This window comes from Paenibacillus sp. FSL K6-1558, assembly GCF_038002565.1.
Taxonomy (GTDB): Bacteria; Bacillota; Bacilli; order Paenibacillales; family Paenibacillaceae; genus Paenibacillus; species Paenibacillus polysaccharolyticus.
The window spans coordinates 3,323,403-3,338,102 of the sequence record NZ_JBBOCV010000001.1 but is presented as its reverse complement, the minus strand read 5'-3'; the positions used below and the strand labels follow the sequence as shown (position 1 = coordinate 3,338,102).

The following is a 14,700-nucleotide window of genomic DNA, read 5'->3' as shown; positions in this document are numbered from 1 at the left end:
AAACCAATCTAGAGGTTACTTGGAGGCAGATAAGGGCCGAAGTAATCAAGTACGTTTTCGGCATGATACCCATCATCGCCCTGCCAAGTAGCGACAAAGATAAAGTCGCCTGAACCACCTTTACGTTTCCTTGGCGTATCCATAGGAACGAGAATACCAGCGGCCGCCCAGATTTCTAGTAGTGAATCCCGTTCTTGTTTACTGGATGGTACACAATCCTTCCACTTTTTCTCCAGGGAGCGTGCACTGTCCGTTGGATCTCCTGTCTGTGAGGCTTCCAGCATCTTGGCAAGAATCGTTCGGTCTTCCTCAGTCACTTCGTAAGGGGAAATGTGATTGCTCTCCGTGCTGTTACTACTATTATCGTTGTCATCCTGGAGCAGTAACTCCAGATCCATCAGGCAGTAGAGCAACCAACCGTGCCGTACGCCACCCCATTTGATTCGTTCAAAATTGAGCACGTTTAAATCTACATCCACATATTGTTTATCCGATTGTAAACGAAGGAAGTTACAGTCCCCGCAGGCGCTTGTATTGGCATGTAAAGCCGGGCGTTCACCGTAGGTATGCAGAGGCATGTTTCGTGTCAAAGCCCAGCTGGATAATGCGCTGCGCAGATACACTTTTTTGGTGGATAGACTGTGTAGAAAGGCTGTAATGACGCGCTCTTTAAGCGCAGGGTTCTGATGCATGTGATGCAGACGCTCTACGATCTCGTCATGGCTGATCGTGAGCGGGTCGAACATGACGCCCTTGCTTTTGGCATATTCGAAATCATCACCCGAAAAGGGGGCATGAGGTGATTTCCAACCGCCACCGCCCCAGAATGTACTCATTAGAATCTTGGTTGCCTTTTTATCCATTAATCTGAGCCTCCTGTTTGTAGAATCATAGCGACCAGTCCTGGAAAACGTGCAATGAGTTCGTCCTTTCTAAGGGAATAAAAGTGGTGTTTACCGTCAATGCGTGGCTGAATAATGCCAGCTTCTCGCAAGATTTTGATATGGTGGGACAACGTGGATTTGGAGATATGGTCAACTTCAAAAGCGGAACAATTTTTCTCGCCCGAGCTGGCTAGACAGTATGCAATCTTCATGCGGATAGGGTCACCGAGTGCATTGCAGACTGTGGTCAGGCTCATCTCCGAAGCGGTAGGTATCGTTATAGTTCTCATAAGATAGACGTTAGCATAGTTGGCTATTTCTTTCAATGTTCGAAAAATTTCGAAATATGTATTGCGATTCGGTAAGCTAGTGTGATACAGTTCTTATCGTAATAATTAGTTCGAAATTATTCGAATTGATAGCATGTGCTGAGCATACGGCATGAAATATTTCATTCGAGACAGCAAGAGACAACAGGAGGCTAACCATTGATGAATACAGCAGCGAACATTACGATGTTGAATAACTATTTCCGATTATTTGATGCTTCACGAACAGATAAACAGGCTATGCAGGACTTGTTATCCCTGTTTACTTCAGATGCCGAGATTGTGTTGAATGGCACCAGTCATGCCGGGTTTGAGGGGTTTATGAAAGCTTTTTATGAATATAACCAAGACATTAAACATATGTGGGACGCCTGGGTGCCCCAGCCGGACGGTAGTTATCAAACCAATTGGGCTGTGTGCGGACAAGCAGCGGATGGATCGGTGTATGCGAAGACGGGCGTGGATATTGCGCGTGTGAATGATGCAGGCCAGATTGTATACTTGGAAAATGTACAAGCGGACGAGAATGCGTTCAGCAAATATAATTCGTAGGTGTGTTATAAACCTCACGGCTTTAAGCTGTGGGGTTTATTTGTATCTTGGAGAGTGTGTACACCGTATCATGGACATATTTTTTTAAAAAAAAGATGGAATGAAACAGGCCCTTCCCCTCTCTAGAATAGGGAAGAGCCTTCATTTATTGCATCATTCGATTCTGGAATGCCGCGATATCGGCATATTCCTCTTCAAATTTGCGTGAGATGCGGATGAAGATCGGCAACAGTTCGCGATACACACGCACACGTTCCGGGTGTGGCTGATGGCGGTGAGTTGAACCGATCATGCCGGAAACGGCGCTTAGGGAATCAATACGGCCTGTGGCATACAGCCCGAGTACAGCGGCACCAAGGCAGGAACTCTCGATGCTTTCGGGAATGATAACATCCTGATCGAAAATATCGGCCATCATCTGGCGCCACAGCTCGGAGCGGGCGAAGCCGCCGGTGGCCTGAATCTTTTTCGGACGACCAATCTTCTCCTCAATCGCGAGCATAACCGTGTACAGGTTAAACAGCACACCTTCCAGCGCGGCACGGATCATATGCTCCTTCTTGTGATGCAACGTCAGGCCGAAAAACGATCCGCGTGCGTTCGGGTTCCAGAGAGGTGCGCGCTCCCCGGTCATATAGGGGTGAAACAACAGTCCGTCTGAACCTGGCGGTACATTTTCAGCGACACGTGTCAGAACTTCATACGGATCGATCCCGAGACGTTTTGCCGTTTCCACCTCGGAGGCCGCGAACTCATCCCGAATCCAGCGGAAAATTACGCCGCCATTGTTCACAGGCCCGCCGATGACCCATTGATCTTCCGTTAGCGCATAACAGAAGAAACGTCCTTTTGGATCGGTCACTGGTTTGTCTACGACCGTACGAATTGCCCCGCTGGTGCCGATCGTCACAGCAACAACTCCTGGGTCAATGGCATTCACGCCCAGATTCGAGAGCACGCCGTCGCTTGCCCCAATCACAAATGGAGTCGTTTCCGCGATACCCATCGCTTTGGCATATTCGGGGTTAAGCCCCTCTTTTAATACATGAGTTGTGGGTACAAGGCTGGACAGATGCTCCGGCGTAATGCCAGCAACATGCAATGCTTCCGCATCCCATTCGAGTTTTTCCAGATTCATAAGTCCGGTGGCAGAGGCCATTGAATGATCGATAACAAATTCAGAGAATAGCTTGTAGAAAACATATTCCTTCATGGAGATCAATTTATGTGTCTGCCTGAACAAGTCTGGTTCTTCTCGGGTGAGCCACATCATTTTAGTCAGTGGAGACATGGGATGAATGGGTGTACCCGTTCGGAGGTAGATTTCATGTCCGTTCATCTCCGATTTGAGTGCTTCTGTCCACTCGGCACTGCGATTGTCTGCCCATGTCATTGCTCGCATCAACGGTTTGCCTTGTGCATCTACAGGCAGAATGCTATGCATGGCCGAGCTGAACGAAACAAACAGAATGTCGTCCGGCTGTACCCCAGCTTTAGAGGTAGCTTGTTGCACGGAGGAAATAACTGCTTGGAAAATGTCCTCTGCATCCTGCTCTGCAATCGCGGGTGTTGGTGTGTATAACGGATAATCTGCACCGCCTTGCGCCACGATGCTACCGTCTTGCTTGAACAACACAGCCTTGGTTGAGGTTGTGCCGATATCTACGCCGATCATATAAGGTGAAGCCGCCATGGTGATCATCCCTCTTCCATTTCAATTACTATAAGAATATCAGACTTGAAGGAAGGATCAAAATGGCTTCATATCGGTACTTTGCTCCCAGTGCTCTGGTTATCTCTCATCCCCCTCATCCCTCTCATACCTACCTCACCTCAGTTAATCCTTCACCGCTCCTGCCGCAATGTCCGAGATAAACTGGCGGCTGATGAACAGGAACATGATGATGAGTGGAAGAACGGCAAGCAGTGTACCTGCAATGACCATCGCATAGTCCGTGTTATAGAGTCCGTTTAATTGAGACAATGCAATCTGCAACGTGTACTTGCGTGCATCTGTCAGTACAATTAGCGGCCACAGGTAGTCATTCCACACGCCGATAAAGGTGAATGCACCAAGAAAGGCAAATGCTGGCCGCAGAATCGGCAATGCGACGTTCCAATACAAGCGAAAGAAATTGCATCCGTCGATCCGCCCTGCATCGAGCAGATCGTTTGGGATGGATTCCGTCGCATACTGACGGATCCAGAAGATGCCGAAGGCATTGACCATGCCCGGAATAATGAGGGCTTTGAAGGAACCTACCCACCCGAACGTGGCCATCAGCACGAAGGAAGGCACCAGCGACAGCTGGGAAGGCACCATCATGGTGGCGAGCAGCAGGACGAAGAGCCATTTTTTGCCCGGAAACTCAAACTTCGCAAACGCAAATCCCGCCAGTGAATCAAAAAATAACACCAGAATGGTTACTACACCTGATACAAACAAGGTATTCAGAAAGGCTCCCCAAAAATCAATCTGCTGCAAAACCCGTGTAATATTGTTCCACAGTTCACCGCCGAACCAGAGCTGGGGCGGAAACTTGTAAATGTCGGACGTTGTTCGGGTGGACATAACAATGAGCCAATAGAACGGGAACATGGATAGAAGCATGCCACCGATCAGGCCGGTATACAGCACCAGCGACTTGAGATGTTTGGACGCCATGAGCGCTCCCCCCTTGTCACATCAGGATGATTTGCCTTGAACAAGCTTCCAGTTCACGATGGAGAACAGGGCGATAATCAGGAACATGCCCCATCCAACGGCTGCACCGTATCCAAAATAATTGTTGATAAAGGATTCACGATACAAGTAAAGTACGATGGTCATACCAGCTGCTCCGGCACCTCCGTCATTGCCCACCAGCACCTGCGGTTCAGTGAACAGTTGCATGCCGCCAATCGTAGATGTAATGACCGTGAACAGAATGACCGGACGCAGCATCGGAATGGTAATACGGAAGAAGGATTGCACAGCGGATGCCCCGTCGATTCTGGCCGCTTCATACAGCGTCTGCGGGATGCTCTGAAGTCCGGCTAGATAGATAATGGCGTTATAACCGGTCCAGCGCCAGACCACCATGGAGGAGATAGCGATTTTGATGCCCCAGGGAGCATTCAGCCACTCGACGACCGGGAGGCCGACCGACTGCAGAAGATAGTTAAGGAAGCCATAATTGTTTGCGAACAATGCCCCGAAGATGATGGCTACCGCCACAATTGATGTGACGTTGGGCAGAAAGTAACCGACCCGGAACAAGGTACGGAATTTGATGAAAGGCGCATGTAGTAGAAACGCAATAATAAGAGCGAAGAAAAGCATCGGAATGGTCGAATAGATCCAGATCATCAACGTGTTGCCAACCGCTTGCCAGAACTCGACATCGGTGAGCATATATTTAAAATTGTTCAAGCCGTTATACGTCATCACACCGATTCCATCCCATTTGTGGAAAGCCAGATACAGTGAGAATGCGATCGGGAATAGACCGAACACGGCGAACAGAATGTAAAAAGGCGAGATGGCAACATAGAGCGCACGATGCTCCCATATACGGGCCCAAAGTGATTTTTGCCGGTCCAGATCAGGCTGGAACGGCCCGGAATCAGGGGACGTGCGAGGTTCGGTGACAGCCATAACAACTCCTCCTTTACGGATCACATGCATGCTTTAACGCTGTAATTCCCGCTCGACGCGGTGCACCGTATCTGACCAGACTTGCTGTGGATCAGCGTTCTGTTTGGCAATATCGTTCAGCCGACGGGTGATGATATTGTGTACCGAAGGGTATCGTTCACCAAAAAAAGCATCAGGCACATGCTGTGCGGATTCAGCGAATACCGGGCCTGTTGCTTGCCCGCCGAAGAAAGGTTCCTCTTCTTTCATGGCTGGTTTATCAAACACACCTGGAGCTGACGGGAACAGGTTGAGCGTCTGATACTGCTCCAGTTGGTTCTCTGGACTTTGCAGCCAGCGAATCAATTCAAAGGCTTCTTTCGGATGTTTGCTTGATTTTAAAATGGAGAGAAAGGAGCCGCCGTTATTGCCATCTCCCCCAGGAGCTCGGGCAACACGCCATTTACCCGAAGTGTCTGGTGCCGCCTCCTGAAGCACCTGCTTCATCCAGACTGCACCAACGAACGAGGCAATCTCGCCGTTATTCATTGCTGCATTCCAGGTGGGTGTCCAGCCGTCAGCGTTAGCAAGCAGTCCCTTTTCCTTAAAAGCAACGGCTGTGTCCCAGCTTTTGCGTACAGCAGGAGAATCCATGCCGATAAACGACCCGTCAGGACGGAAATACCGTTCTGCAGCTTGAGAAAGCACCTGATTGTAAACGCTTCCGATATTATCGGTCAGAAAAACCTTTCCGCCAAACTTCTCCTTAATCTGCTCTCCGGCAGCAGCGTAGGCATCCCAGTTATCAATCTGGCGTGCAACTTGCTCCGGTTCGGAAGGTAGCCCTGCTTCCTTGAACAAGTCTGCACGATAGAAAAGTGCTGTCGGCCCCGTGTCCATCGGAAAGCCGATCATCTGTCCATTTGGCGTCACGCCCTGCTTCCATTTCCACGGCAAATACTGGTCTTCGACCTCTCCTGCGCCTAGATCATACAGGTTATAGAAGCGATCCTCGCTCGGGAATAACTCCATGATCCAGTCGTTAAGTGCAACGATATCTGGCTCGCCTGAGCGTGCAGCGAGGGTGGTTTTGAGCTTGGCTTTGAAATCCCCACCGATCTTCTGGGCAGTCAGTTCAATATTCGGGAATTCCTCTTTGGCCTTGGCAATGAGTTTGTCGTCAATGGATCGATTCCAATACCACAATGTAAGCGCTACCTTTTTACTGGATGCTGAATCATCCTGTCCCGGCCAGATGGAGCATCCGCTGATTAGCAGGACACAGACCATGATGATGGCTATCCAACAGGTTCTTCTACGGCGGTTCATAGGCTAACCCCCTCATCATTAGGTTTGACGCAAGAAGTATCAGAGACTAAGGCTGGGCTTCGTGGACTACACCAATAGTGTATGAGTAGTTTCTAAACTCATACCCAATTTTCCTTAAATGAAACACATGGGTTGTGTCCATTACCTAACATAAAATTAGTAGTTACTTTAAAAATAAAAGTTACTTGACACAATATAATTTTTATTCTAAACTAACTTACATTAAGTAACTAATTATAGTGAGGATTATATAGATACGTAATATTTCGCTGTGAGCAGAGCTTGAAAATAAGACGTTTTAATGTATTACGTCAGTAAGTGATCCAAAATCAAAGCGGATGCGAATGCATAATATTATGAGACATTTTGAGATGAAGATGCTTAACAGGAGGAACGAACGATGATCAATTCACATATTATTCAACTGCTTGCCCCTAAAATCCAGACTTTTCCGAGCGGAAAAGAATTCATACATTTGGTGGGACCGATTAAACTGCCGGTCAATCTGGATGGGGAAACGAGAACATTTCAATGGTACAGCTGGCTGAAAACGGACAAAGCGATGGAAAGCGGCGAGCTAATCGCATCTCTTGCGGGTGCTGAACTGGCAGAGCGTCAGCAATCCAGCGTGCTGGTGTATGGCGATTTTGCTGAGGCGCAGGATGCGCTGATTCGTATGCATAGCATCTGTCACACAGGCGATATCTTCGGCAGCAAACGCTGTGACTGCGGATTCCAACTGGAGCAGTCCATGAAGATGATTGCGGCACATGGCGCAGGTGCGCTGTTCTATCTTGCGAATCATGAAGGACGGGGCATTGGCCTGTTCAGCAAAGCAATGGCTTACATTTTGCAGGAAGAAGGTCTGGATACAGTAGATGCGAACCTGCAACTTGGCTTCACAGATGATGCGCGTAATTATGACGATGCGATTGCTGTATTGCGTGCACTTCGGTCAGCTCCGGTTACGTTGATCACGAATAATCCACGTAAGCTGGCTGCACTGCAGGAAGCAGGACTCAATGTGGGCGGACGCGTTCCGCTCTGGGGAGATCGGTCGGCATTTAATGAGAAGTATCTGCAAACGAAAGTGAAGCGTTCAGGTCACCTGGCGGAAAGCGATAGCTGGACAGAGACGGCGACAGAGACACGTGTTCCACATGCACAGGCTTGATTGATTAAGAATAAATATTTGGATTTACATGGTAATTTATAGTGATCATACGTTGGTTGTAATGTATACGGGCTGTTACGGTGCTTTTCATATTGAAAAGTGCAGTAGCAGTCTTTTTGCGGTGTAAGATAATTTGCCGGGAGGAATATGCGGTATGTCGCCTGAATTCTTGAATTTGGTGACTTCCCCCAAATCACTTGCCGTTGGTGTGTGACGAATTATACAATATAGACATCTGATGAATGCAGGGGGAACGATGGTGGCATTTGAGGGACAACGTATTTTGCCAGCGGCGAAGAGTATGAAGCAGTTTGAAGCAATCATCGAAGGCCCATATACTTACGGGGTCATGTTAGAAACGCATATTGCACAACTGCAAAGTATGATGGACCAGGCTCGGCGGTATGGGAAGAAGATTTTGCTACATGCCGATCTGGTGCAAGGGCTGAAAAACGACGAGTACGCCGCAGAGTATCTGTGCCAGCATATTCGTCCGGCTGGACTGATCTCCACAAGGGCCAGCATCATCCAGAAAGCGAAACAAAAAGGCATTACGGCGATTCAGCGGGTGTTCCTGCTGGATACCCATGCACTGGAGAAAAGTTACCAATTGGTTGCCAAAACACAGCCCGACTATATCGAGGTATTGCCTGGAGTCATTCCGCATATTATTGCGGAGGTGTCTGAACGGACAGGTATTCCCATCATTGCAGGGGGGCTGATTCGTACACCTGAAGAAGTGGAACTTGCACTCGGTGTGGGAGCGGCGGCTGTAACGACATCCAATGATGATTTGATCAAGTATTTTGGGAAAACGCTTACATTATAATTACACACTGGAGGCACAAGGTATGGAAAAATTTATTTTGGCTCTGGACCAGGGCACAACTAGCTCCCGGGCAATTCTGTTTAACCATAGCGGCGAGATTGTGCATATGGCACAGCAAGAGTTCCCGCAGTATTTTCCCAAACCGGGCTGGGTAGAGCAAAATGCCAACGAAATCTGGAGTTCGATCCTCGCCGTAATGGCATCCTGTCTGGCGGAGAGTGGCATCAAACCTGCACAGATTGCAGGTATCGGCATCACCAATCAACGGGAAACCGCAGTGGTGTGGGATAAGCAAACCGGCAGACCGATCTATAACGCAGTGGTATGGCAGTCCATACAGACAGCATCCATCTGTGATGAGTTGAAAACGCAAGGGCTGGACGACCTGTTTCATCAGAAAACAGGGTTGCTCATTAACCCCTATTTTTCGGGTACAAAAGTAAAATGGATTCTGGATCATGTCCCTAGTGCACGTGAACGGGCGGAGAAAGGGGAGTTAATGTTCGGCACCATCGACAGTTGGTTGATCTGGAAGCTGAGCGGTGGTACCCATGTTACGGACGTTTCGAATGCTTCGCGCACCCTGATGTATAACATCTATGAGTTGCAGTGGGATGATAAATTGTTGGATATTCTGGATATCCCTAAGGCGATGCTGCCTGAAGTGCGGGGCTCTTCCGAGATATATGCACATACGACAGATTACCATTTCTTCGGCCACAGGGTTCCGATCGCGGGTGCGGCAGGGGATCAGCAGGCTGCATTGTTTGGTCAGAGATGTTATATCCAGGGGAGTATGAAAAATACATACGGTACCGGATGTTTCATGTTGATGAACACGGGCGAGGAGCCTGTACAATCGGATCACGGGCTGATTACAACGATTGCCTGGGGTGTGGATGGTAAAGTTCAATATGCGCTGGAAGGCAGCATTTTCGTAGCAGGTTCAGCCGTGCAGTGGCTGAGGGACGGTCTTCGCATGCTTCGTTCGTCCAAAGACAGTGAGGACTATGCGAAGCGAGTGCCTTCGACGGACGGGGTCTATATGGTGCCTGCCTTTGTGGGACTCGGAAGCCCGTATTGGGACAGCGATGTGAAAGGAGCTGTATTTGGCCTTACTCGTGGCACTACGAAGGAGCATTTTATCCGCGCGACACTTGAGGCGCTGGCTTATCAGACCAAGGATGTACTGGAGGCCATGGTGACCGATTCTGGATACCCCGTACATACGTTACGTGTTGACGGAGGTGCTGCGGCGAATGATTTCCTGATGCAATTCCAGAGTGATATTCTGGGCATTCCTGTGGAGCGTCCATCAGTGAACGAAACGACAGCTCTCGGTGCAGCCTATCTTGCGGGCCTAGCCGTGGGGTTCTGGTCAAATACAGAAGAACTGAATCAACATGATCATACGGAGCGAGTCTTTGAGTCTGTGATGGCCCAGGACGAGCGGGAGCAGCTGTATTCGGGTTGGCAGCGAGCGATCAAGGCGGCCATGGCTTTTAAATAAAATAGAATTACGTCTTCCTCATTATAGGCAAATGGTTATTTGTACTTTTTCGTTAAACATATGTTATAAATGATATTTACTGGTGGAAAATGATACTTAATTTACAGGGATTATATTCCTGGATGGAGAGAAAGTATTGTCCACAATAAGGAAAATTGTAGAGTTAGTGGGTTGCTTTGAAATTCCATCCTTGCACAAAAAAAGTTTTTTAAATTTTTTTGAATAATGTGTCAAATCAGGCCTTCACGCCACCGAAAATCTGTGATAGGATTAGGTTACAAGTTAAAAAATGATGTCTGGAGATCGGGAGGGACCACGTGCGTTCAGCAATTGCTGAACGAATGACGTGGTCCTTTTTTTGTTGTTTTTTAGAGAAAAATAAGGGAAATTATGGAGGGTTTTTACATGACAGCAACGTTCTCGGCGGCAAAACGAACCGAATACATGGAACAAATGTCGAATGCACATTTTGACGTATTGGTGATTGGTGGCGGCATTACAGGTGCCGGCATTGCACTGGATGCGGCATCTCGTGGATTGAAGACGGGACTGGTGGAGATGCAGGATTTCGCGGCAGGCACATCGAGTCGTTCCACAAAACTGGTTCATGGCGGCTTGCGCTACCTGAAGCAGTTTGAAGTGAAGATGGTAGCCGAGGTTGGAAGAGAGCGGGCGGTGGTTTATGAGAATGGGCCACATGTAACAACACCGGAACCGATGTTATTGCCCATATACACGGGAGGCACGTTTGGCCGTTTCAGTACATCTATGGGTCTGATGGTGTACGACCGACTTGCTGGAGTGAAGCGCAGTGAACGTCGCCAGATGCTGAACGCCAGTGATACATCTGCAAGTGAGCCTCTGCTGCGGAAGCAGGGACTGCTGGGAGGCGGACGTTATGTGGAGTACCGGACGGATGATGCGAGACTTACGATTGAAGTCATGAAGGAAGCAGTGCGGCACGGGGTGCTGGCTGTTAATTATATGAAAGCAACTTCTTTTCAGAAGGAGAATGGAACGATAACAGGCATCCATGTGATGGATCAACTAAACGGGAATCGTTACAAACTTATGGCGAAAAAAGTAATCAATGCTTCAGGGCCATGGGTGGATACCCTCCGTGAAGTGGATGGCTCACGCCAGGGTAAAACGCTACAGATGACCAAAGGCATTCATCTGGTATTTGACGGCGCACGATTCCCGCTACGGCAAGCGGTTTATTTTGATACGCCAGATGGACGTATGGTCTTTGCGGTGCCGCGGGATGGCAAAACCTATGTAGGTACAACCGATACAGTATTCCGTGATGACCCGGCTCATCCGTTAATTTCGGAATCAGACCGTGATTATGTCATTGATGCAGTGAACGGCATGTTCCCGGATGTCCAGATTCGTGCAGAGGATGTGGAGTCAGGCTGGGCAGGCGTGCGTCCACTGATCCATGAGGAGGGCAAGGGCCCTTCAGAGATTTCGCGTAAGGATGAAGTCTGGGTATCGGATTCCGGCCTGATTACCATTGCTGGAGGTAAATTGACGGGGTATCGCAAAATGGCCGAGATGGTCGTGGATCTGGTTGCGCGTCAGATGCAACAAGAGTTCGGTCACACCCCGGGACCTTGTGTAACCAAAAAGATGCCGATCTCCGGGGGGGATGTTGGCGGTTCGGCCGGATACGTCACGTACACCGAACGCAAGATCAAGGATGGCGTTGCGCTAGGTCTGGACCGGAAAGCGGCGGAACGGCTTGCCCGTACGTACGGCTCCAACGTGGATGCGCTGTATGAGCGCATGCCTGACCCGCGAGCCAAGGCAGAGCTTCACGGCATGTCGCAAGAGCTTTTGCTGATGCTTCGTTACGCGATGGAGGAAGAGATGACGGCAACGCCAGCCGATTTCTGGGTACGGCGAACGGGTGATTTATTTTTCCGCATCGATGAGGTACGCCGTTATAGATCAGCAGTCAGCATGTATATGGCAGAACAGCTTGGCTGGTCAGAACAGCAGGTAGCAACCTACGCTAAGGAATTGGATCAACTGTTGCTGGAAGCATCCGGCAAGAGCTAGGGGAGCAGGAATTTGCCGAGTGGGGTCGAATGGAACATGTAAGCGCGTAACAGAGAGGGGATTACATCCATGACATTGCAGATCGGAATCATAGGAACAGGCTGGTTTAGTAAAGTACACGCAGATATTCTTACACGCATGGAAGGTGTTCGTGTCGCAAGTGTATGTGGAACAACACTCGAAAAGGCAGAAGCGATGGCCTCCGTGTATGATGCAACGGGATACGATGAGCTTGAACATATGTTGGACGGTGAGAAACTGGATGCCGTATATATCTGTGTGCCTCCCATGTCTCACGGATTCATTGAGTCAGAGTTGATCAAACGGGGCATTCCGTTCCTGGTGGAAAAACCATTGAGCACAGGAATGGACGTACCACTCAGTATATTGGAGCAAGTGCGACAGTCTTCTTTGTTAACCTCTGTAGGATATCATTTCCGTTATCAGGGTGCTGCGCAGGTCATGAGACAAGCCATGCAGGAGCAAAAGGTGGGCATGGCTCTAGGACGCTGGATGGGCGGTATGCCTGGCGTTAGTTGGTGGCGCCGTCAAGACGGATCGGGAGGTCAGTTTGTGGAGCAGACAACCCATATTGTGGATCTACTGCGTTTCTGCGCAGGCGAAGTGACGGAAGTTTATGCCGTAGCAGTCCAACGTAGCATGCATGAGAAACATGAGCATGTGACGGTTGATGATGTCGCTAATGTGACGCTGAAGCTGGAAAGTGGTGCGATTGCAAGCATTGCGAATACGTGTTTACTGCCTGACGGCGAGGGTGGAGCAGGGCTGCAATTCTACACGGATGCCGGTGTATGGGACTGGACGCCCGACCGCCTTCTGCTACCGAGCGCGGCTTCGCATCCGATGGCAGGACTTGAGGTTTCAGCAGGACAGAATCCCTATGAACGGGAGAATGAAGCATTTATTCATGCACTTCGCACGGGAGATCGTTCCCGCATTTTGTCCGATTACGCAGATGCCTGCCGTACACAGGCAATTACTGTCGCTGCACAGGAATCCGTGGACTCCGGTCTGCCAGTAAAGATCAAAGCTTAAACAGATCGTTAGCGCACAAAAACGCCTGCGACCCCGAACCATGTTCTCTGTGGTTCCGGGTGCAGGCGTTTTTCGTATAAAACTTAGGGTGAAATAAGACCTCTTGTTGTAGTTTGTATCTGAACTACTTCAATTGTTGCTGTTCTTTTAACCAGTCCGAAGACCAGCTGTAGATTTGATTAATGACAGGTTCAATCGCTCTACCTTTAGGGGTAAGTTCATATTCCACACGGGGCGGAATCTCGGGATACATATGCCGGGTTACGATGCCTTCCGTCTCCATCTCTTTCAGACGCTCCGATAACAGACGTCCGCTAATTGCCATCTCGGCTTCCAGTTCCGTGAACCGTTTTGGTCCGGACAGCAGCTGATACATAATCAGCAGTACCCACTTTTTCCCGATGATGTCCATTGCTTGTGTAATCAGACAAGGGCTTGGGGATTTTACTTTTCTCAGCTTCAACGTGTTTCACCTCGATTCATGGCAAATGTGCAATATAACCTATATAAAAGGACAAAAGTTTCTGCCGCTCTGAAAAATAAAAGCACCTTCAAGTCAAAGGTGGTCACTACAAAATATACTGTAACATACCTTTTGTATGTATTATACATCATTTCACAAAAAATTACTTGAAGAAATTATCTTATTATTATATACTCACTTCATAAAAGTAAGTTTGTGAGTAATAATGCGTATTATAAATGTACATACCATTTCCGGGTGAGCAGTCACACAACCAGAGCAGTGGATAAACCTCGGAAATTAGAACCTTATCCAAGTTCCAGAGGAACCTGAGTAAACTACAGTTTCTTCTAGGGAACTTTTACATAGATGAGTGCTGCAATACATACTGTATTTTGCTGATTTTTGTGCAGAAGAGATTAGCAATAAGTTAAAGATTCTCAAAATAATACTTGGATGAATGGGAGATGGAAGATATGAAAAAAGTGTTGGGATATGTTTTTTTGGTGGTGCTGGCGGGTGTTTTCGTCATGACGGGATATACGAAAGTTACGGGAGCGGAGATGATGATTGACACCTTCGAGAGTTTCTCTTACCCTACTTGGACAATGTACTTGATCGGTGCGTTGGAACTGCTTAGTGCGGTTGGGTTACTTATTCCGCGTACCCGTATTCTGGCTTCAGGCATACTAACATTCATTCTGATCGGAGCTGTAGGAAGCCACCTAATCTATGCACAATATGCGGCTATACCTCTCCCGGCAGTATTACTTGTAGCCAATATCGCCGTGTTACTGGTTAGTCTGCACAGACTGGAAGAAGAAGAAAGCAATATGGATATGGATATCGTACAGGCGTAAAGTAATAGTGACAAAAAAGAAGAACCCGATGGAA

General features: G+C 48.5%; 14 protein-coding genes. 7 read left to right on the top strand and 7 right to left on the bottom strand.

Annotated elements, in window-relative coordinates; translation table 11 throughout:
• Positions 1 to 8 precede the first annotated feature (8 nt).
• Together MHI38_RS14335 and MHI38_RS14330 are read right to left on the bottom strand one after the other, a co-directional pair.
• Entirely contained in the window at positions 9 to 863 is an 855-nt protein-coding gene (locus MHI38_RS14335) for a hypothetical protein (protein WP_154890153.1), read from the bottom strand.
• A complete protein-coding gene (locus MHI38_RS14330; RefSeq protein WP_154890154.1) occupies positions 863 to 1,174 on the bottom strand; it encodes an ArsR/SmtB family transcription factor in 312 nt (103 codons plus the stop codon). Before MHI38_RS14330 ends, MHI38_RS14335 begins: the two co-directional genes overlap by 1 nt.
• Before the next feature lie 201 nt (positions 1,175 to 1,375).
• On the opposite strand from MHI38_RS14330, the gene MHI38_RS14325 reads away from it, so the two are divergent.
• Entirely contained in the window at positions 1,376 to 1,765 is a 390-nt protein-coding gene (locus MHI38_RS14325; protein ID WP_090921695.1) for a polyketide cyclase, read from the top strand.
• Positions 1,766 to 1,910: 145 nt separating this feature from the next.
• Here MHI38_RS14325 and gntK read toward each other — a convergent pair whose 3' ends face one another.
• From gntK to MHI38_RS14305, 4 genes are all read right to left on the bottom strand, one after another.
• Complete coding sequence (gene gntK / locus MHI38_RS14320) at positions 1,911 to 3,458, bottom strand: gluconokinase (RefSeq protein WP_341181923.1); 1,548 nt, start codon at positions 3,456 to 3,458, stop codon at positions 1,911 to 1,913.
• 144 nt (positions 3,459 to 3,602) lie between these two features.
• Positions 3,603 to 4,430 (bottom strand): carbohydrate ABC transporter permease, encoded by an 828-nt coding sequence (locus MHI38_RS14315; protein ID WP_221789624.1) that lies wholly within the window; start codon positions 4,428 to 4,430, stop codon positions 3,603 to 3,605.
• A gap of 21 nt (positions 4,431 to 4,451) precedes the next feature.
• Complete coding sequence (locus MHI38_RS14310) at positions 4,452 to 5,402, bottom strand: carbohydrate ABC transporter permease (RefSeq protein WP_339833500.1); 951 nt, start codon at positions 5,400 to 5,402, stop codon at positions 4,452 to 4,454.
• Between the two features lie 33 nt (positions 5,403 to 5,435).
• Positions 5,436 to 6,710, bottom strand: coding sequence for an ABC transporter substrate-binding protein (locus MHI38_RS14305; protein WP_336121687.1), 1,275 nt, complete (start codon positions 6,708 to 6,710; stop codon positions 5,436 to 5,438).
• A gap of 400 nt (positions 6,711 to 7,110) precedes the next feature.
• Between MHI38_RS14305 and MHI38_RS14300 the strand changes: the two genes are divergently transcribed.
• The 5 genes from MHI38_RS14300 (at position 7,111) to MHI38_RS14280 (ending at position 13,343) form a co-directional block, all read left to right on the top strand.
• Positions 7,111 to 7,884, top strand: coding sequence for a GTP cyclohydrolase II (locus MHI38_RS14300; RefSeq protein ID WP_221789626.1), 774 nt, complete (start codon positions 7,111 to 7,113; stop codon positions 7,882 to 7,884).
• 259 nt (positions 7,885 to 8,143) lie between these two features.
• Positions 8,144 to 8,713: a glycerol-3-phosphate responsive antiterminator gene (locus MHI38_RS14295; RefSeq protein WP_154960817.1), complete on the top strand. Its 570-nt coding sequence runs from the start codon at positions 8,144 to 8,146 to the stop codon at positions 8,711 to 8,713.
• Between the two features lie 22 nt (positions 8,714 to 8,735).
• On the top strand, positions 8,736 to 10,223 hold the full coding sequence (glpK, locus tag MHI38_RS14290; protein ID WP_341181334.1) for a glycerol kinase GlpK: 1,488 nt from the start codon (positions 8,736 to 8,738) through the stop codon (positions 10,221 to 10,223).
• Between the two features lie 405 nt (positions 10,224 to 10,628).
• The gene (locus MHI38_RS14285; protein ID WP_341181333.1) at positions 10,629 to 12,287 is read left to right on the top strand and encodes a glycerol-3-phosphate dehydrogenase/oxidase; all 1,659 of its coding nucleotides are present in this window, start codon (positions 10,629 to 10,631) and stop codon (positions 12,285 to 12,287) included.
• A gap of 69 nt (positions 12,288 to 12,356) precedes the next feature.
• Positions 12,357 to 13,343 carry a Gfo/Idh/MocA family protein gene (locus MHI38_RS14280; RefSeq protein WP_336121690.1) on the top strand — a complete coding sequence of 329 codons (987 nt, stop codon included), beginning with the start codon at positions 12,357 to 12,359 and terminating at the stop codon, positions 13,341 to 13,343.
• Positions 13,344 to 13,467: 124 nt separating this feature from the next.
• Here MHI38_RS14280 and MHI38_RS14275 read toward each other — a convergent pair whose 3' ends face one another.
• Positions 13,468 to 13,755: a winged helix-turn-helix transcriptional regulator gene (locus tag MHI38_RS14275; protein WP_090921779.1), complete on the bottom strand. Its 288-nt coding sequence runs from the start codon at positions 13,753 to 13,755 to the stop codon at positions 13,468 to 13,470.
• A 527-nt stretch (positions 13,756 to 14,282) separates the two neighbouring features.
• On the opposite strand from MHI38_RS14275, the gene MHI38_RS14270 reads away from it, so the two are divergent.
• On the top strand, positions 14,283 to 14,666 hold the full coding sequence (locus tag MHI38_RS14270) for a DoxX family protein (protein WP_221789631.1): 384 nt from the start codon (positions 14,283 to 14,285) through the stop codon (positions 14,664 to 14,666).
• Positions 14,667 to 14,700: the final 34 nt, after the last annotated feature.